Source organism: Desulfomonile tiedjei (assembly GCA_016212925.1).
Lineage (GTDB): Bacteria > Desulfobacterota > Desulfomonilia > Desulfomonilales > Desulfomonilaceae > JACRDF01.
The window spans coordinates 280,575-298,187 of record JACRDF010000025.1 but is presented as its reverse complement, the minus strand read 5'-3'; the positions used below and the strand labels follow the sequence as shown (position 1 = coordinate 298,187).

Sequence of the window (17,613 nt, the reverse complement as noted above, 5' to 3'; positions counted from 1 at the left end):
TGTTATTATATATATAGATGTAATTATAACGGTAGCGTTAACAACTATGCTTGTTTATTAATCTATTTTTCTGGAGCAATTCAATTTCCTCCCGCCCCCCCGGCCATATGCTTTCACGCGCGGAAGCATGGCCGGCATCCCGCGGCGCGCGCGACAGGTACTCTATTACGGTACGCGCCGGTGTCTCGAGGCTGTTTCAGAATTCATCGGCGCGGAGAAATCGCGCTATGCCGGGTGACCTGGAGGCCACTGCCGGGTTCCGAAGGAACAGGAGGTGCTCGCTCATGGATAGGGGATCGTCTTTAGCTCGCTGCTGGAACGGCGCGCAGAAAATACACCTCTTGTCGCTTCGCGACCTGCGGGTGGGACCGTCCCGCGCAGAACGCGGGATTGCCGATCATTCTAATAGACAGGCTGGAAGCCTGTCCCACCGAACGTCCGAGCCACCCAGAAGGGACAATTGCCGTCCCCGTAACACTATTCTACCAGTTGGATGAGTCTTGAGACGCCTCTCCCCCTCTGTCCATGCTAGTATCGCTTATTTGATCGCAGATCGGTATCAGGCCTGTTCAATTGCCTTGAGGAAATCCTCATGAACCGGATACCCCAGATCTTTGGCCCGGTAGACGTGATGCTTGGCTTTTTCTTTCTTCCCCTTGTGGTACAAAGCAACGGCAAGGTTGTTATGCGCCATGGCAAACCCGTCCATCAAATCTACGGCACGGGTGAAGTGTTCTATGCTCTTGTCAAGGTCATCCAGCGCCAAATAAGTATTTCCGATGTTCAGATGGGCCGAAGCGGAATTTGGATCAATCCGGAGGGCTTTCTCAAAACTTTGAATTGCCGGCTCCATCATCCCCTTGCGTGTGAACGCAATACCGATGTTAATACACGCTTGTACAAGATCGGGCCTAAACTCCAGCGCTTTCAAACTTTCTTGTATGCAGCCGTCAAGGTCCCCTTTTTGGAGAAGCACCACTGCCAGGTTTACGCGAGCCTCTTCAAAGCCGGGTTTCAGCTTCAAGGCCTTACGAAATTCGTCTATACTGCCGTCCCACTCGCCTCGCTGAGCCATAGCCAATCCGAGATTGTAATGTGCAGGCGCGGAATCGGGCATGGCCACAACATTCTTTTCCAGTTCAGCCACTTCTTCATCACTGTACGCGCCCAAAATGGTATCCGACGGCTCGTCTGTCATTGTTCCTCCCGTAAAGTGCAACCGCGTTCGGTCGATAGATTCATTTACAAATGGATTATTCCTTTAGCTCCGCTTGATCATTCCGAATACAGCGAACATGTCATTGCGAGGGCGTAGCCTTAAGCAATCTCTATTGGTGGGACAGGCGTCTCGCCTGTCAATTTCAATGACCGGCAAGATGCCGGTCCCACCGAAGATGAGATTGCTTCGTCGTCTCACTCCTCGTAATGACAATGTTGGGCCACATATTTAAGCGAAGCCTCAGAGACACGTCTCCACAGCATCGGCAAAGCCTGCGGAGTTAAGGAAACAATCCACTAACAAAAAAAGGCTCGTGCACGTGCCCTCTTGTACAGATACACTCATGAAAAGGAGGCGTCAAGGCCCGCTGTTAGTTGTCAGTCTCGTCGGTAAAAAGTCAGGACCATTCAAGGGTAACCTGTTGTTCGTTTGTGGGCCGGTACGCGTTTTAGAAGAACTTACTCAATTGGGTTTATAATAGGGGCGTCCTCGTGGTGTAGACTATGGACCACTGAGCAGATCGTAAATAAGCCCGATCACGCGGACATAGACAAGAACCTTTGTCTACCGCGCGCAGCTTGAAGGATTCTAATGGCGGAAAAATCATACAACGTGATCCTGGAAGGAGCGACAATTCCCGAGCGGTCCCGACAGGACGTGGTGAAGAAGCTCTCGGCAGCTTTTAGTAAGGACACGGCCTTCGTTGAAAAGCTCCTTTCGGGCAAGCCCAAGCTGATAAGGCAAAAGGTAGACCATGCCACAGCGGAGAAGTACCGAAAGATCATAGAAAAAGCGGGCGCTGTTTGCCGAATCGAGCCTGTGAAGGAAGCTGAACCCTCTCCCGCGGCGAGGCCGGCTGAGGTAGCTCGAGAATTGGCACCCGCGGCCGCGTTGGCTACATGTCCGAGATGCGGGTATGAGGCGACAAAGGATACCGACGTCATGTTGGTTCGAGGCGACTGCCCCCGCTGCGGGTTTATGGCAAAGAAAGAAGTTGCCGAGGACCTTTTGCACGATGCCGGCGTGGAAGAGGAAGAATTTGCGGATACAGGTGAATTTTCGAGAGATCTGTTTGCCGAGAGGAGCCCCGCTTCAATGGGCAGACGCGCGTTGGCGTCCATCTATACTTTTTCGCAGTTCCTGACAGTCTATTGCATACTGGTTCTGCTCTTTATCGTCTCCTTTGTACCGCTGAATTCCGTTCCGGAGCACGTGGCAAAGAATTTCCTATTCTACGCATATACGGGATATCCGATGTTCTTGGGGGTCCTCAGCGTCTTAGCGGTTTCTTTTGTGGCCCCCCTGTTCAATGACGGCCGCTCCTGGGGCCAGAAGACCTTTGCCATAGAAGTGCTGTACACCGCGGAAGCCCAATTCGGTGGGCTCTTGTTGTCGCTCACGTTTCGGACCTTGGCCATCTGTCTGCTGACTTTCGGGCCCGGCCTATTGATGCGCTGGTTGGGGAACCCGGCGTTCGCGTCGAACACCCCGTGGGCCGGTCCGCTGGTTATGATCTCGTTGGGTGCGATAGCCTGGGCTGTTTCGTGGCTGCTTTTCCTCATCGCAGGCGGTAAAAGGAGCCTACTGGACGTTGCCGGCGGCACGGTCCAAATCGAAACCGGCCTGATGCCCCCCAAAGCTCTGCGAAAGGCCCTGCTCCCACTCTTTACAGTTCTTGGCATATTGATCGTTCTGGCAGCCTTGCCTGTCGCGTTGGAAAGGCTTAGGTGGTGAGGCAGTCAGATGGCACCAGGCCTTTGTGTGGAACAGCATTGGGTTTTCCTGAATGCCTCAAGGGGGCACGGCTTGTCATGCCCGCCGCCTGACAGCTCAGTAAGATGACGACCATGGGCCGCCGTACCAAATCATCGATCCTACCCTGATGAATGGCTGCGCGCTTTTGAATCCCCGCCACCGCGCGTCCGCAGCTCACTTCCATAGCCTTTTCTTGACTCCAACCTTACAGTGATTAACTAAAGATCAGGTTAAAGAATGTTGATGGGGGTGCTGTGAATGAACCCACTCGAACCTGATTATGGAAATTTCCTGGAATCCGACTACATGAAAGACCTGGCGGAAACTAATGATATCAGGATCGAAGAGGAATTGATCCGGCCCCGAATAGAGGTCTGGCCCGATGATGAATGGCAACAGTGGGTAGCTTCGCACGAACATGGGAGACGAAGTATCCTCTGCTCCCTGCGATCAATGAAAGCCAGCCCCTACTGCGCGCTCGGATATCACTGAAGTTGCCTTTCGAGGATTTACCGAAGTCTTGCCCCGTTTCTGTCCACGGGGCTTTTTGTTTGTTTAAGAAGCGGAATTGGGGGTTTACCCTTTTTGCAAAATGGGTCTCCCCGCACCCCTCCCCAAAAACTCTTATATCATGCTCGCTGAGTGCCTTCCGCCGGTGGCGGCAGGCACTCAGCGAGAAAGTTACAAGTTTCTTCCACAGGGCATTTGGCCCCACGTCCCGTGGGATCAGTCAGTGGTCTGTACCCCCTGGGACCGCCTGGTCCGGGAGGATTTGATGAACGAAATGGACCCCAGAGTTCAGGGTGTAGTTAAGCGGTGAGGGATGAGTTGGGCTGTCATACAACAGATGTGAGAGTTTTTGGGGAGGGGTCCGGGGAGGTCTTTTTTGCAAAATCGTACTCCCCGGGAGATTGTCCTCAAATTCTCCTCAGAATCTCTTACTCGGCTGCGTACGCGGTCATTATAGCGTGGCATCTGCATGAAGTGGCGATGATATGTTGGCCCGAGGTGATTTGATTTTCAAGGTCCAGAAGGTCAGCCAATGCGTAACCCCCTACACCGGGCAAGATCTGTGAACTGCGTAGAACCGAAACTTTGAACTCCGGAATGTGCAGTTCCTCCAAGGTTTTGTGCAGAGGGCTTCTTGGCTGGCCTGTGACCGTGCAACACAGTCCTTCGGGGCAATCATCAGGACACAAAAAATCTGCAACGCTGCAACAAAGGTCTGATTGACCGCTCGGATAGGGGTTGGGCACAAAGAGCGAAACCTCCAGGGGAAACGGTATGAGTTTCAGAGTCGATGATTTTTGCAGCAGATAAGTGGCTGCCAAATGAAAAGGCACCATCGGGACAATCCAGTCTTGTCCATCCAAGGGTTTTGAATTGAGCATGAACGAGACCGCGTCGTCGTTGAACGCTGTTACGTGGTCTGGGATGCTGTGCGGCAATTTTGCCGGATTTTGCTCCACGACAATTATGCCGGCAGCAGGAAAGGCTTGCCTGATCCTTTCCGCGGCCAAGCGCCCGAATTTACCATATCCGGCTATCAGGTAGTTCATCTATGCCTTTCCCTTCGCCACTCTGGTAATCCCCGCCAGGTCGGGGAAGAACTTGATCTCCCCGAACCCCGCGGCGTTCAACAGTTCTCTCACCGCTTCTTCCTGGCCGTCTCCTATTTCCATGATAAGCGCGCCGTTTTCTTTGAGGAAGCGCCGCGCCTCAGCGGTTATTCGCCGCACCACATCCAACCCGTCGGGCCCGCCGTCAAGGGCCGAGCATGGTTCATATCTGCAAATCTCCGGCGCTAGTGTTGGGATGGCATCTGCGGGGATGTACGGAGGATTCGAACAAATTACGTCGAAAACCGGCTCAAGCTTTAGGGCTGAGAACAGCTCCGATGCAACCAGACTGGGCTCGACCTCCGCTGACCGGGAATTGAGCAAAGCTGTTTCAAGCGCGACGCGGTTCACGTCGGTCGCCACGACCCAGGCATCGGGCCGTTCCGTCATAATCGCGACGGTTATCGCGCCGGAACCGGTACCGATTTCGAGGATGAGCGGAGACGTTTTCAGCCTGATTTCTTCGAGCACCGCCTCCACCAGGATTTCGGTTTCCGGTCTCGGGATAAGCACGCCGTTAACCACGCGCATAGGAATGGACCAGAATTCCTTCCTTCCGGTTATCAGCGCTACGGGCTCTCGAGCCGCCCGCCTGGCAACCAGGCCCCGGTATTTTGACCTTTCGTCCGGAAGAAGCGGGCGGTCCAGGTGGAGATACAAGTACAGCCGGTCTACTCCCAGACAGTGGGCCAGTAGCACCTCCGCGTCCAGACGAGCGGTCTGCACTCCTTTTTTCCCAAAGTATTCTGTTGTCCACTGCAAGACGTCACGAACGGTCCATCTGGCAGCGGATTTCTGCGCCTGATTCATGGTGGCCCAATATATTGCTTAATTGCGTGCCTTACCAGAAATGTTTGCACGATTGACGGAACCGGTCGTTCTCTTGTTTGTCGAAATAATTATCAACCTCCTACCCCCATGGACTCCCGGTGCTCCATCGGGAGTTCACCTTCCTCTATTAGTAGGCATGGCGGTGAATCAGGGCCCGCCGTGCCGCGGCTAAGAAGCCCCCTTATCCTTAACTTGACAAGGCTGTCGGCGCAAAGCTATTTTTAGACCCACCCACCCTTTGCTTCCGATGGAGATCTCATGAACATCATCGTTCTGGTCAAACAGGTCCCGAACACAAGTGAGGTCCGGATCGACCCTAAAACCGGAAACCTGATCCGGGAGGGCGTCGAAAGCATCATAAATCCCGAAGATCGACACGCGTTGGAGGCTGCAATCCAAATCAGGGATACCGTCGGCGGCTCAGTCACAGTGCTGAGCATGGGACCTCCACAGGCGATGGAGGCCGTATGTGAGGCCCTGGCCATGGGAGCCGACCGTGGCATACTCCTGACGGACAAAGCGTTTGCAGGCGCGGACACCTGGGCAACATCAACCACTCTCGGCATGGCAATAAGTCGGATCGGAGAGTTCGACCTGATTCTGGGCGGCAGGCAGGCCGTGGACGGCGATACGGCGCAAATAGGGCCGCAGGTTGCCGAATTCCTAGGCATTCCGCAGCTTACTTACGTGACGAAGCTGGACGTGCTTGAGGGAAAGGTCATTGCGGAACGAGCCTTGGAAGAGGGCTGCGAACGGATCGAGACTCCCACACCGGTTTTGGCCACTGTTCTAGCCGACCTCAACCAGCCTCGGCATCCCACTGTGGCCGGCATCCTGAGCGCCACAGCGGATCGTGCGCCCATCGAGATATGGAACGGCGCGGACATTGGTGCGAAGGCGCTGCAAATGGGGCTCATGGGTTCGCTCACTCAGGTGGTCCGGACATTCACCCCCAAGGAAGCCCGAAATACCCAGTACCTGGAAGGTTCACCCGCTTCTATAGCGGATCAATTGATCCAGGCCCTCAAGAAGCGGGAAATCCGCCTTGGAGATTGATATGGCCATCCGTATTGATCTTGAAAAGTGCAACGGGTGCACCATGTGCGCCCGGGCTTGCCCTTACCAGGCCCTGGAAATGCAGGACAAAAAGGCCCGATGGATAGAGGACCGCTGCACGCTTTGCGGCGCGTGCCTGGAATCTTGCAAGTTCGAGGCCCTTAGCGGTCAAATCCCTGTTCGTGAAGCACCGGACTTCAGCGACTATCGAGGGGTCTGGGTCTTTGTCGAGCAACATGACGGTGCGTTTCACAAGTCGGCCTATGAACTCCTCGGCTGCGCCCGAACCCTTGCCGATGACCTCGGCCAGGAGGTCGTCGGGGTAATCTTCGGAAATGACCTGCGTGAAAAAGCGCGAGATTTGATTCACTGCGGCGCGGACCGTTGCATTGTCGTAGAGGACCCTTCACTGGTCTATTACCAGACCTGCACCTACACCCACGTCCTCGGACAGCTAATAGTCAGGCACAGGCCTAACATACTCCTGGTGGCCGCAACGCACCTTGGAAGAGACCTGGCTCCAAGGGTCGCGCGCAGAGTGGGGCTGGGCTTGACCGCGGACTGTACGCGCCTTTCGATTGACCTCGAAGAGAAGATCCTTTTGCAAACGCGGCCCGCGTTCGGCGGGAACATAATGGCCACCATCGTGACTCGTTTTTCGCGTCCGCAGATGGCCACAGTCCGGCCGGGGATCATGAAGGCCTTGGAACCGGACCCTTCGCGCACAGGCGCAGTTGAACCGGAACAGGTCACCCTGGCCGACTGTCGAGAATTCACCAAAGTCTTGGAATGCGTAATGCGGGAGCGGGCCGGCGTGGACCTTGGCTCTGCAAAGATAATCGTGGCAGGCGGCAGGCCTGTCTGTTCGGATAGAGGCATCGCAGTGTTAGAAGAGTTCGCGGAAGCCGTCGGCGGGCAATTGGCCTGCACTAGGGTGGTAGCGGAGGAAGGCTTCATGTCGCAGGAACACCAGGTAGGTCAAACCGGGAAGAGCGTCAGGCCGGAAATCTACTTTGCTTGCGGCATTTCGGGCGCGGTGCAACACAAGGCCGGGATGGACGGATCACGATATATCATCGCGATCAACAAAGATCCGGATGCTTCTATTTTTGCCATAGCGGACTTCGCGATTGTCGGTGATATCTTTGAGGTATTGCCTGCCCTGACACGAGCGGTACGAGAGCAAAGGAGCTAATCGGGGGTTTCCCGTGGGACCGGCATCTTGCCGGTCATTCAGATAGACAGGCTGGAAGGTTGTCCCCGCTGTTTCTTGTTTGAACCCGGCCCCGCACACGTGGGATTCCGTTAACACCTTTTGAGGAAGGGCTCTGAAGTGAATGCCATCGCAAAACCAAAACCCGAAGAGCTAATCAGGAAGTCCTTCGCGCGGTTCGCTGACGAGGAAATAATTCCCAAAGCTCGCGAAATGGATGAAGCCGAGGAGTTTCCCCGGTGGATGTTCGACAAGATAGCCAAGACCGGCGCGTACGGAATCCGCTATCCCCCCGCCATCGGGGGCGCGGGAGGCACCACGACCCAGTTCTGTATTATGGTGGAGGAACTGGCGCGGGGTTCCATGAGCGTTGCAGCCTTCACGGCCATGCAGTGCCTGATGGGAACCAATTTCCTCTTCGAATACGGGACACCGGAGCAGCATGAACGCCTGTTAAAGCCTGCCATCCGAGGAGAAAAAGTCGCTTCGTTCGCTCTGACTGAGGCGGACGCGGCCACAGACCTCGCGGGCGTCAAGACAACCGCCAGACAGGACCAGGATAGCTGGGTGATCAACGGGTCCAAAACATGGATCACGAACGCGCCTGTAGCGGATTTCTTTACCGTCCTATGCCAGACGGACAAAACCAAGGGCTTGAGAGGCCTCAACTTCTTCCTGATGGAACGGGATACCCCTGGTCTCTATATTTCCAAGAAATTCGATAAGCTCGGAACCCGCGCCACTGAAATCTCCGAGCTGGCCTTCTCGGACGTTCGGGTGCCGTTGGAGAACAGGTTGGGCAGAGAAAGCGAAGGCGTCTCGAATCTGATGAGGATACTGGCGATCATCAGGGTAATGACGGCCGCGTTGTCGCTGGGATTGGCCCGCGCTGCTTTTGACCATTCAAAACGGTATGCAATGGAAAGGACGCAGTTCGGCAAGAAGATCGGCAGCTTTCAGTTGGTCCAACAGAAGATTGCGAACATGGCCACCGATATATGGGCCTCTAATTTGATGGTCTATAAGGCGGCTGAAATGGTCGACAGGAAGGAAAAGGCCCTTAAAGAAGCCTCTATGGCCAAGTATTTCGCGTCTGAGGTCGCTTGCCGGGCCGCGGACGAGGCCACGCGCATCTTTGGCGCTTACAGCTATTCAATGGAGTACGACGTTCAACGGTTTTACAGGGATTGCAGGTTCCTGCTGTTCGGCGGAGGGACCTCGGAAATACTCCAGACCATTATCTCACGAGAATGCGGGGTCGCGTGATACCAAACCGAATGGCCAAATTGATTTCTGATTGCTCTTGAAGATAGCCACGATCTGGCACAGCCCGCCGATTGGGATGGCCAACAACCTCGTTGGAAACCCCCCTGAGGGACTTCCTTTCCCAGCTGCGAAAGACTGTCATTGCGAACGCAGTGAAGCAATCTCAGCACCTGAAGGCAGGAGATTGTTTCGTCGTTTTACTCCTCGCAATGACAGATCACAATTGACTGAGCCGTGGTGCGGGACATTTTTGGTGACAACCGGGACAGTACTTTTGAGATTGCTTTGGCTTTAAGGCCTCAAGAATCACTTCTTCTTTTCTGCGTTCGCATCCATATCCATATCCAGTAGCTTCTGCAACTCCAGCTTGATCTGTTCCAAGGGGATCATCGTGGCCTTTCGAGATGTAGTAATCACTTTTCCTCGAACCAGCCCGTATTCGACGGTCTGCGGATAGTGGAATCTCCTTTTGGACAGTCTCCTCTTATTGAGCCACGGCGCCTGATGTATGGGAAGGTAGAACGAGAACCTGAACGGCTCCGTCACAATATGGAAATGGTAAAGGTCGAAATAACCTTCCTCAAAATCCACCTTGCATTTCGCCGTCAAGTACATTCGGATGTGGTGTTTATTGCCGTCGGTTTCGGCCTCCCATTTTTTCTTGGCGTCCGGGGAGAGATGATAGACTTCCCGATCCCCTCTCCTCACGTAATTTACGGTCAGGCAAGGGTGCCCGCTCTTGAATATTTTCTCCAGCGCGTTGTGCTTCAGCGGGAAAAGATCTGCGCTGGTTTTTGTTTCATGAACCAGGAAGCACAAGAAATAACATGCTCTAGCTATTTCCTTTTCCGGAGACGGCAATGCTTCGATCTCCAGGAGGTTCGCCTGGTGGAAGCGCACTTTCTCAGGGACAACCGGTTTGGTCTCCTTGGGCTTCTTGGCTTTTTGCTGGCCAGGAAGGGGCGGGGCCCCGAAACGGAATCCCCTGGATTTGGGAAGGAACGGCTTGAGCCCCTTCTCTTCCCTCTTGTATACGATAATCGGATCTCTTCTCGGAGGCTTTTTAGCCATCGTTTTCTCCTTGGCCCGGATGCGTTTTGCCTTGCGTCAATTTACCGTTTAATGACTGCTTTTGAAATTGATGTCTCTTCACCGACTCGCATAAATACAGGCGGTTCCATAAGGGGATTTACGAAGCCGCTCCTGCGTCATGTTCCAAGAATTTGACTGGATGCAGAATCAGCCCAGGAACCCGACACACGCGCTTCCCCCTTATTCAGCCGAATCGCATGAGTTAGCTGGGGAAGATTTTTTCAAGTGGGTTCATTGCGCCGGGCATCGTCAGAAGAGGATCTTACCCCTCTGGTCGTTCCAGTGCCCTACACGCATTAAATAACCTCTAAACGTTTAATCCAAAGGAATCAAGAGAAATCGTAAGCCCGATCGTCCGGCGATAAGCTTTCAAAACCAACGCACGATCGAACAGATAACAGCGACGCGGGCAGGCAGGGACGCCGACTCTTGCCACAACCTGCGAGCGGTCCCCTGGACGGCCCGCCATGCTCACTCGTATGAAAGAACATTGGTATAAGGTGCAGACAACCGCGCCATCTAAAAGTTTCGATCAGCACTGACCAAAAAGGCCGCTGACAGACATTGAAAAAGAAAGGCCCCTGCAGGACCGGAGACACCGGACCGGACGAGGGGCCTCGAAAAACCGGATGATTTCGGGCCGAGATCAGCTCATACCAGCCAGCGTTACTTTGAATCGGGCAACTTTGAGCTTGTCCGACGCGGCTTGATGAGCTTCGGGATTTGCCGCCGCGTCTATTTGGGCAATTTCCTGTTCAAACTGGGCCACTTCCGCTGCAGCCGCGGCCGCATCGATGTCTTCCCTGCTGTAGGCCTCACCTACCAGAACGGTAACAGCGTCCTTGAGGACCTCGCAAAACCCCGATCCTACAACGAACCTTGTGAAGTTGTCCCCTTCAAGATACGAGAAGATGCCCGGTTTGATAAAAGTCAGCATGGGGGTATGGCCGATGAGTACACCAAACTCGCCCATAGTGCCCGGTGCAATGACCTCTTCGACTTCCTTGTCGAGGATCACCCCTTTAGGGGTGACCAGTTCTACCTTGAATTTTTCCGACATGGATCTCTCCCGATCAGGCCGCTGCAGCCGCCAGTTTCTCAGCTCTCACCAGCACCTCGCTCAAGTCACCCACCATGTAGAAAGCTTGCTCGGGGATGTGATCCAGCTTGCCTTGAACGATTTCCTTGAACCCAGCGACAGTATCCTGGATTTTCACGTATTTTCCTGGCGTGCCCGTGAATTCCTGAGCCACAAAGAAGGGCTGTGACAGGAATCTTTGAATCTTTCTTGCTCTGGTAACGACCAGCTTGTCGTCTTCGGACAATTCGTCCATTCCCAGAATGGCGATGATGTCCTGAAGGTCTTTGTACCTCTGGAGCACCAACTGGATCGAACGTGCAACCTGGTAATGCTCCTCGCCCAAGACCCTCGGGTCCATGATCCTGGAGGTGGAGTCGAGAGGGTCAACCGCCGGGTAGATTCCGAGTTCCGCCACCTGCCGTGAGAGAACCACGGTTCCATCCAAATGGGCAAAGGTTGTTGCCGGCGCGGGGTCGGTGAGGTCGTCGGCCGGAACGTAGATGCATTCAACAGCGGTGATGGACCCGTTCTTGGTGGAGCAGATCCGCTCCTGCAACTCGCCCATGTCGGTTCCCAAAGTGGGCTGATAACCGACCGCCGAGGGCATACGGCCGAGAAGGGCCGAAACCTCTGAACCCGCCTGAGTGAAACGGAAAATATTGTCGACGAAGAGCATAACGTCCATGTTCATCTCGTCACGGAAGTACTCCGCGACGGTAAGGGCGGTCAGCCCCACTCGAGCACGGGCGCCGGGCGGTTCGTTCATCTGTCCATAGATCAATGCAGCGCGGTCGATAACTCTTTCGCCGGTAGGCTTGGGTTGACCCGGAAGCACGCCGCCCATTTCAAGGTAAAGGTCGTTGCCTTCCCTGGAACGCTCGCCAACACCAGCGAACACCGAAGTTCCACCGAACTGCTTCGCGATGTTGTTAATAATCTCCATCATGAAGACGGTCTTGCCCACGCCCGCACCGCCGAAGAAGCCGATCTTTCCACCCCTCATGAACGGGGCGATAAGGTCGACGACCTTTATACCGGTCTCCTGCACCGCGATCTCAGTGACCTGATCTTCAAAGGCTGGAGCCGAACGGTGGATCGGCCGGGATGTTTCCGCTGCGATCGGGCCTCCCTCATCCACGGGACGTCCCACCACGTTCATGATGCGGCCGAGGACCGCCTTGCCGACTGGAACCATAATGGAATCGCCGGTATCTTTGACCGGCATGCCTCTGACCAGGCCGTCGGTGGTGTCCATAGCGATCGTTCGGACCGTGTTGTCCCCTAGATGCTGCGCAACCTCGACAACGAGATTGTCAGGCTCGTCGCTGATAGCCGGGTTGGAGATCAAAAGACCATTGTAGAGGGTCGGAAGCTGGTTTTCCGGAAACTCCACGTCAACAACCGGGCCGATTACCTGAACTATTTTTCCCTCAACCATTTTAGGATATCCTCCTGATACCGTCTTCAAACGGGTTTGGTATTTCTCGCTGTACGAGGAGGCGGAGGGCCCTATCTAACCTTTGAGCGCCTCGGCCCCGCCGACTATCTCCATAAGCTCTGTGGTTATGGATTCCTGACGCAAGCGGTTATGCTTCAACGTCAGTTTGTAGATCATCTCCTCCGCATTGGTAGTCGCTGCTTCCATAGCGGTCATTCTGGCCCCAAGCTCGCTGGCCACTGAATCCAGGAGACCGGTAAATATCTGAACCTGAATGTACCGCGGGAGAATCTCCTTGAGCAACTCGTCCTCGGAGGGCTCATACAGATATTCTCTCCGTTTCGTCCACTCTTCTTCCTCCGGCCTTATCGGCATAAGTCTCTTGAGTGTAAGAATCTGTGTTACCGCGGTCTTGAAGCGGTTGTAGAGGGTCCAGACCTCGTCGTACTCTCCGGACATGAACCTTTCCGTGGCAGCGGTTACGATGTTTCCCGCGAGTTCGTAACTGATTTGATTCATCACGTTGATGAACTTCTCGGGGATGTTGACCCGGCGCCTCCGGAAATAATCGTTCCCTTTACGGCCGACCGTCAGCAGATCCACTTCTATTCCCTTGGCCTGCTTTTCCTTTATGAAGGCTTCGGTCCGGCGGTTTAGACTCGCGTTAAACGCGCCGCAGAGCCCTCTATCCGCCGTTATCAGGATGAGCAGGATCTTTTTCGGCTCCCGCGCTTCCAGTAGCGGATGCCCGGTCGGGTTGGTTCGGGCGGCCAGGGACATGAGCACGTCACGCATCTTGTCCGAAAACGGCCGCGCAGACTTTATGGCTTCCTCCGCGCGCCTGAGCCGCGCCGCGGAAACCATCTTCATGGCATTTGTGATCTTCTGAGTATTCTTGACACTGGCGATTCTTTTACGAATGTCTCTGAGGCTTGCCATTTCGACCTCTATATATCAAGGAGCGGAGTCCCGATTTCTCTCTTTGTAGTCTTCACCCGTGAATTGTCAGATAATAGAAAGCTCAGGCGGCGTGAAGATCCCCTTGAATTCCTCAAGGATACTCTTCATTTTGCCTTCGAGTTCGGCTGAGATAACCTTCTTCTCTTTGATCTCCGACAAGACCGCAGAATGATTTGTCTCCAGATGGCTCATTAGCTGCTTTTCGTATTCTGCAAGAGCCCGAGTATCATACTGGTCAACAAACCCGTTGGTGCCGGCAAAGATGATGGCTATCTGCTTCTCCACAGGCATCGGCTCGTACTGCGCCTGCTTGAGAATTTCGACCAGCCTGGTGCCCCTGGCAAGCTGCGCCTGGGTAACTTTGTCCAGATCCGAGCCGAACTGAGCGAATGCTTCCAGTTCACGGAACTGAGCCAAGTCCAGACGGAGTGAACCCGCGACCTGCTTCATGGCCTTGACCTGTGCATTGCCGCCGACTCGGGAAACGCTCAGACCGACGTTGACCGCGGGACGGATGCCCGAATAGAAAAGGTCCGTGGACAGGAAGATCTGGCCATCGGTAATGGAAATAACGTTGGTCGGAATGTATGCGGAAACGTCGCCGGCCTGTGTTTCGATAACGGGCAGAGCAGTTAGGCTGCCGCCGCCGTGGGTATCGGACAACTTGGCAGCACGCTCGAGAAGCCGCGAATGCAGGTAGAAAACGTCGCCAGGGAAAGCTTCACGGCCCGGCGGTCTGCGGAGTAGCAACGAGAGCTGGCGGTACGCAGTGGCTTGCTTGCTCAGGTCATCATATATGATCAACGCATGTTGGCCGCTGTCCCGATAGTATTCACCCATGGTAACACCGGAATAGGGGGCTATATATTGCATGGGAGCAGGATCGGAGGCTGTAGCCGACACCACCGTGGTGTATTCCATGGCCCCAAACCTCTCCAGAGTCGCGACGACCTGGGCCACCGTGGACCTCTTCTGGCCGACCGCGACGTAAATGCAGTACACATCGGTATCTTTCTGGTTGATGATCGTATCGACAGCGATGGCGGTCTTGCCGGTCTGGCGGTCACCGATGATCAACTCTCGCTGACCCCGCCCGATGGGGATCATGGAGTCAATGGCCTTTAGGCCGGTCTGCAAAGGCTCCTTAACAGGCTGTCTTTTGATGATACCGGGGGCCACGATTTCGACGACGCGAAATTCCTGGGTATCTAATGGGCCTTTTCCATCAATCGGGAGGCCGATGGAGCTGACCACGCGGCCCAGCATGGCTTTTCCAACGGGGACCTGCACGATGCGCCCCGTCCTCTTGACGATGTCGCCCTCTTTGATATGGACGTCTTCGCCGAGGATGGCCGCGCCTACGTTGTCTGCTTCAAGGTTGAGCACCATTCCCATGATGTTGCCGGGGAACTCCAACAACTCCCCTGCCATGGCGTTTTCGAGACCGTGGAGCCTGGCGATTCCGTCTCCGACGCTGATCACCGACCCTGTCTCACTGACTTCGACTTTCTTGTCGTAGTCTTGAATCTGCTGCTTGATGATCTCACTGATCTCTTCGGCTCTGATCTGCATTGTCCCTATCCCTTCAAGCTTTCCTTAAGCTGGTTTAACTGCGTGCGAATCGTCCCGTCAAAAACCATATCTCCGACTTTGGCAAACAATCCACCAATCAGTCCCGGGTCCACGCTGGTGGTAACCAGGACCTTTTTCCCGCTCATCTTGGACAAAACCTCGGTGACTCGACCCAATTCGCTCTCATCGAGGGCTTGCGCACTGGTCACCTGTCCCCGAGTGATACCGTTGATCTCGTCCACTTTTTCTTTAAAGGCCTTGTCTATGCCGGGCAACTGGTCGATGCGCTTGCGATCTATTAGCAAGTTGACGAAGTTAATCACCATCGGATCTGTGTCGGCCTGTTTCAGGACCTCGCCGGCGATCCTCTTCTTATCTTCCTTGGTGAATACAGGACTGATCAGGACTTCGCTGAAATCTCTGGACGCCTCCATCATTTGGGCCAAGGTGGTCAAGTCCTGGCCGTATTTTTCCAAGGCGTTTCGTTCCTGTCCGATTTCAACCAAAGCCCTGGCGTATCGCCTTGCTAGAGTGCTGCTGATCACTTCATACCCCCGACCTTAACAAGATAGTCTTCCACAATCTTCTTGCGGTCGTCATCGCTGATCTTCTCACGAATGAGCGATTCTGCCAGTTCCACAGCCAGGGTGACTGCTTCGTCTTTCAAGGCGACTTTGGCCTTCCTGACTTCCTGTTCCGCTGCGATCTTCGCCGATTCTATAATCGCTACGGACATTTTATCGGCGCTCGCAATGACCTTCTGGCTCTCGCCCTCGGCAGCCTTCTGGAGTTCGCCGCGCATCTTTTCGAGTTCTTGCTCCATGCCGGCCAACTTCATCTGATATTCCTTGATCAGTTCCTCTGCTTTTCGGCGCTGCTCGACGGCTTCAGCCAAATCTTGCTCAATCTTGGCTTTCCTTTCCTTGAAGAAGTTCACCAGCGGTTTCTTCAGGAAATATATGAGGAGAGCAAGCAAGGCCACCGTATTGACCACTCTCCAAAGGAGCATTGACATGGTCCAGGGAGAAGAGCCCGCTTCAGACGCAGCAAGGGCGCTTGAGGCGCAGATCAATATTAGGGGAAGGACCAGAAAAAGTGAAAGAGTGAGCCTAGCCTTCATTACACAGACCTCCCCAGGATTTTCTCGGTGATAGACTGGGCCAGCGGGGTCATTTGAGCGCTAAGCGTCCTACGGACTTCTTCCGCTTCCGTCTGGATGGTGGTTCTCATGCTTTCAACGATCCTGGAGGCTTCCGCTTTGGCTTTGTCCAGGATTTCCGCCTCTTTTTTCTTGGCTTCCGCCATCAGAGCGCCTTTTTCCTGGGCCGCAGTTTGTTTGGCCTTTCCAAGCTCTTGTTGATGCCGATTCTCCTGTGCTTCGACCTCTTTCTCCAGTTCGAGCGCCTTGGCCTGGTCTGCCTTTATTCGGGCTTCCCTTTCCCTGATTTTTGCGAGGACCGGTTTGTAAAGAAGGATGTTCAGGAGGTACAGCAGGACGAGAAAATTGATTATTTGAATGAACAGCGTGAAGTTGAGTTGAATCACTGGCGTAATCTCCCGGATTCGCGAAGTTTTTCGACCTTCCGGCATTCCTCCCCCAGCAGGGGCTCACCGGACAATGACTTCCAACTGCCTGAATGATTTTGATAAGGATATTTTAATGAGACCCAAATCTAAAATGAAGTCGCATGGTAACACCGCGTACACAAGGTGTCAAGATCTTTTTGCCAATGCGAGGAGGCAAGAAAAGGGGGGCATCACTCGTGTTTGGGCAAGGCTTTGTCAGGTACCGATTCGTCAACTTTGTCACTGACTTCATAGGTCGGGGGCCAGGCCTGGGCTGAGATCTCCTCCAGGGGTTCTTCGTCAGTCGCTTCGTGCCGCGGATCGACGAGCGCCGGTATTTCCGCGGACACCGACGACATCCTGCACGTGCCTTCAAAAATAACCCCCTCTTCAACCACCAAGCTGGGGGTACGTATATTGCCGTAGATTTTGGCTGGAGGATACAGCTCTATCTTTTCGGTCGCTATCAAGTCTCCATGTACCTCGCCGGCTATCTTGAGAATGCTGGAGTGAATCTCCGCATGAACGACGGATTCGCTCCCAACGACCAGCGTGCCTCGCGAGATTATTTCTCCCGTGAAATTCCCGTCCAGGTGTACCACCCCGGAAAAAGACAGTTTCCCGGCAAATTCCGTCTGAGTTCCCAAGAAGCCGCTTACGGCGTCAGGTTTCGCTTTTCTAAATCCAAGCATGTCTCCTCCACGTTTCCGCGGCGGCTCCCTGAAGGAACCTTAGATTATTAAGCCGCCCCTTCCTTAACACAGACAAATCCCATGTTCAAGGAGTAATTCAAGGAATTAGGCATTCAGTCACGCGGGGGAACCATCGGTTTTCTGTCATTGCGAGGATTGAAATCCCGCGTTGCGCGGGGAAGCGATCTCAGGCTTTAGGGGCAGAGATTGCTTCCCCCGCTTTTCAACGGGGTCGCAATGACAGTCTTTTTCC

At 54.3% G+C, this 17,613-nt stretch carries 17 protein-coding genes; 5 read left to right on the top strand and 12 right to left on the bottom strand.

Annotation, left to right across the window (positions count from 1 at the left end):
* Positions 1–559: 559 nt before the first annotated feature.
* Positions 560–1,198, bottom strand: coding sequence for a tetratricopeptide repeat protein (locus HY913_11800; protein ID MBI4963951.1), 639 nt, complete (start codon positions 1,196–1,198; stop codon positions 560–562).
* Positions 1,199–1,810: 612 nt separating this feature from the next.
* Between HY913_11800 and HY913_11795 the strand changes: the two genes are divergently transcribed.
* Positions 1,811–2,953 (top strand): RDD family protein, encoded by a 1,143-nt coding sequence (locus tag HY913_11795; protein ID MBI4963950.1) that lies wholly within the window; start codon positions 1,811–1,813, stop codon positions 2,951–2,953.
* A gap of 279 nt (positions 2,954–3,232) precedes the next feature.
* Positions 3,233–3,466 (top strand): hypothetical protein, encoded by a 234-nt coding sequence (locus tag HY913_11790; protein MBI4963949.1) that lies wholly within the window; start codon positions 3,233–3,235, stop codon positions 3,464–3,466.
* A 446-nt stretch (positions 3,467–3,912) separates the two neighbouring features.
* Here the strand turns inward: HY913_11790 and HY913_11785 are convergent, their stop codons facing one another.
* Together HY913_11785 and prmC are read right to left on the bottom strand one after the other, a co-directional pair.
* Positions 3,913–4,533 (bottom strand): hypothetical protein, encoded by a 621-nt coding sequence (locus tag HY913_11785; protein ID MBI4963948.1) that lies wholly within the window; start codon positions 4,531–4,533, stop codon positions 3,913–3,915.
* Positions 4,534–5,403: a peptide chain release factor N(5)-glutamine methyltransferase gene (gene prmC / locus HY913_11780; protein MBI4963947.1), complete on the bottom strand. Its 870-nt coding sequence runs from the start codon at positions 5,401–5,403 to the stop codon at positions 4,534–4,536.
* A gap of 279 nt (positions 5,404–5,682) precedes the next feature.
* Here prmC and HY913_11775 point away from each other — a divergent pair, with 279 nt between their 5' ends.
* From HY913_11775 to HY913_11765, 3 genes are all read left to right on the top strand, one after another.
* The gene (locus HY913_11775) at positions 5,683–6,480 is read left to right on the top strand and encodes an electron transfer flavoprotein subunit beta/FixA family protein (protein MBI4963946.1); all 798 of its coding nucleotides are present in this window, start codon (positions 5,683–5,685) and stop codon (positions 6,478–6,480) included.
* A 1-nt stretch (position 6,481) separates the two neighbouring features.
* Positions 6,482–7,675: an electron transfer flavoprotein subunit alpha gene (locus HY913_11770; GenBank protein MBI4963945.1), complete on the top strand. Its 1,194-nt coding sequence runs from the start codon at positions 6,482–6,484 to the stop codon at positions 7,673–7,675.
* A 147-nt stretch (positions 7,676–7,822) separates the two neighbouring features.
* Positions 7,823–8,959 carry an acyl-CoA dehydrogenase family protein gene (locus HY913_11765; GenBank protein ID MBI4963944.1) on the top strand — a complete coding sequence of 379 codons (1,137 nt, stop codon included), beginning with the start codon at positions 7,823–7,825 and terminating at the stop codon, positions 8,957–8,959.
* A 306-nt stretch (positions 8,960–9,265) separates the two neighbouring features.
* On the opposite strand, the gene HY913_11760 is transcribed toward HY913_11765, so the two are convergent.
* The 9 genes from HY913_11760 to HY913_11720 all read right to left on the bottom strand — a co-directional run bounded on the left by HY913_11760 (position 9,266) and on the right by HY913_11720 (position 17,360).
* Positions 9,266–10,030, bottom strand: a complete 765-nt coding sequence (locus HY913_11760) for a hypothetical protein (GenBank protein MBI4963943.1) — start codon at positions 10,028–10,030, stop codon at positions 9,266–9,268.
* Positions 10,031–10,697: 667 nt separating this feature from the next.
* Positions 10,698–11,111, bottom strand: coding sequence for an ATP synthase F1 subunit epsilon (gene atpC / locus HY913_11755; GenBank protein MBI4963942.1), 414 nt, complete (start codon positions 11,109–11,111; stop codon positions 10,698–10,700).
* Between the two features lie 13 nt (positions 11,112–11,124).
* Positions 11,125–12,570, bottom strand: a complete 1,446-nt coding sequence (gene atpD / locus HY913_11750) for a F0F1 ATP synthase subunit beta (protein ID MBI4963941.1) — start codon at positions 12,568–12,570, stop codon at positions 11,125–11,127.
* A 75-nt stretch (positions 12,571–12,645) separates the two neighbouring features.
* On the bottom strand, positions 12,646–13,509 hold the full coding sequence (atpG, locus tag HY913_11745) for an ATP synthase F1 subunit gamma (GenBank protein ID MBI4963940.1): 864 nt from the start codon (positions 13,507–13,509) through the stop codon (positions 12,646–12,648).
* 66 nt (positions 13,510–13,575) lie between these two features.
* Complete coding sequence (locus tag HY913_11740; protein ID MBI4963939.1) at positions 13,576–15,102, bottom strand: F0F1 ATP synthase subunit alpha; 1,527 nt, start codon at positions 15,100–15,102, stop codon at positions 13,576–13,578.
* A gap of 5 nt (positions 15,103–15,107) precedes the next feature.
* On the bottom strand, positions 15,108–15,647 hold the full coding sequence (locus HY913_11735; GenBank protein MBI4963938.1) for a F0F1 ATP synthase subunit delta: 540 nt from the start codon (positions 15,645–15,647) through the stop codon (positions 15,108–15,110).
* On the bottom strand, positions 15,644–16,222 hold the full coding sequence (locus HY913_11730) for an ATP synthase F0 subunit B (protein ID MBI4963937.1): 579 nt from the start codon (positions 16,220–16,222) through the stop codon (positions 15,644–15,646). Before HY913_11730 ends, HY913_11735 begins: the two co-directional genes overlap by 4 nt.
* Positions 16,222–16,647, bottom strand: coding sequence for a hypothetical protein (locus HY913_11725; GenBank protein MBI4963936.1), 426 nt, complete (start codon positions 16,645–16,647; stop codon positions 16,222–16,224). Before HY913_11725 ends, HY913_11730 begins: the two co-directional genes overlap by 1 nt.
* Before the next feature lie 212 nt (positions 16,648–16,859).
* Entirely contained in the window at positions 16,860–17,360 is a 501-nt protein-coding gene (locus HY913_11720; protein MBI4963935.1) for a polymer-forming cytoskeletal protein, read from the bottom strand.
* Between the last annotated feature and the right edge of the window lie 253 nt (positions 17,361–17,613).

Excerpts from the sequence above, each read along its gene's own strand:
- prmC (MBI4963947.1), bottom strand. The coding sequence starts at position 5,403 with ATGAATCAGGCGCAGAAATCCGCTGCCAGATGGACCGTTCGTGACGTC.
- HY913_11740 (MBI4963939.1), bottom strand. The coding sequence starts at position 15,102 with ATGCAGATCAGAGCCGAAGAGATCAGTGAGATCATCAAGCAGCAGATT.
- HY913_11760 (MBI4963943.1), bottom strand. The coding sequence starts at position 10,030 with ATGGCTAAAAAGCCTCCGAGAAGAGATCCGATTATCGTATACAAGAGG.
- HY913_11730 (MBI4963937.1), bottom strand. The coding sequence starts at position 16,222 with ATGAAGGCTAGGCTCACTCTTTCACTTTTTCTGGTCCTTCCCCTAATA.
- HY913_11785 (MBI4963948.1), bottom strand. The coding sequence starts at position 4,533 with ATGAACTACCTGATAGCCGGATATGGTAAATTCGGGCGCTTGGCCGCG.
- HY913_11720 (MBI4963935.1), bottom strand. The coding sequence starts at position 17,360 with ATGCTTGGATTTAGAAAAGCGAAACCTGACGCCGTAAGCGGCTTCTTG.
- HY913_11795 (MBI4963950.1), top strand. The coding sequence starts at position 1,811 with ATGGCGGAAAAATCATACAACGTGATCCTGGAAGGAGCGACAATTCCC.
- HY913_11800 (MBI4963951.1), bottom strand. The coding sequence starts at position 1,198 with ATGACAGACGAGCCGTCGGATACCATTTTGGGCGCGTACAGTGATGAA.
- HY913_11790 (MBI4963949.1), top strand. The coding sequence starts at position 3,233 with ATGAACCCACTCGAACCTGATTATGGAAATTTCCTGGAATCCGACTAC.
- HY913_11775 (MBI4963946.1), top strand. The coding sequence starts at position 5,683 with ATGAACATCATCGTTCTGGTCAAACAGGTCCCGAACACAAGTGAGGTC.
- atpG (MBI4963940.1), bottom strand. The coding sequence starts at position 13,509 with ATGGCAAGCCTCAGAGACATTCGTAAAAGAATCGCCAGTGTCAAGAAT.
- atpC (MBI4963942.1), bottom strand. The coding sequence starts at position 11,111 with ATGTCGGAAAAATTCAAGGTAGAACTGGTCACCCCTAAAGGGGTGATC.
- atpD (MBI4963941.1), bottom strand. The coding sequence starts at position 12,570 with ATGGTTGAGGGAAAAATAGTTCAGGTAATCGGCCCGGTTGTTGACGTG.
- HY913_11770 (MBI4963945.1), top strand. The coding sequence starts at position 6,482 with ATGGCCATCCGTATTGATCTTGAAAAGTGCAACGGGTGCACCATGTGC.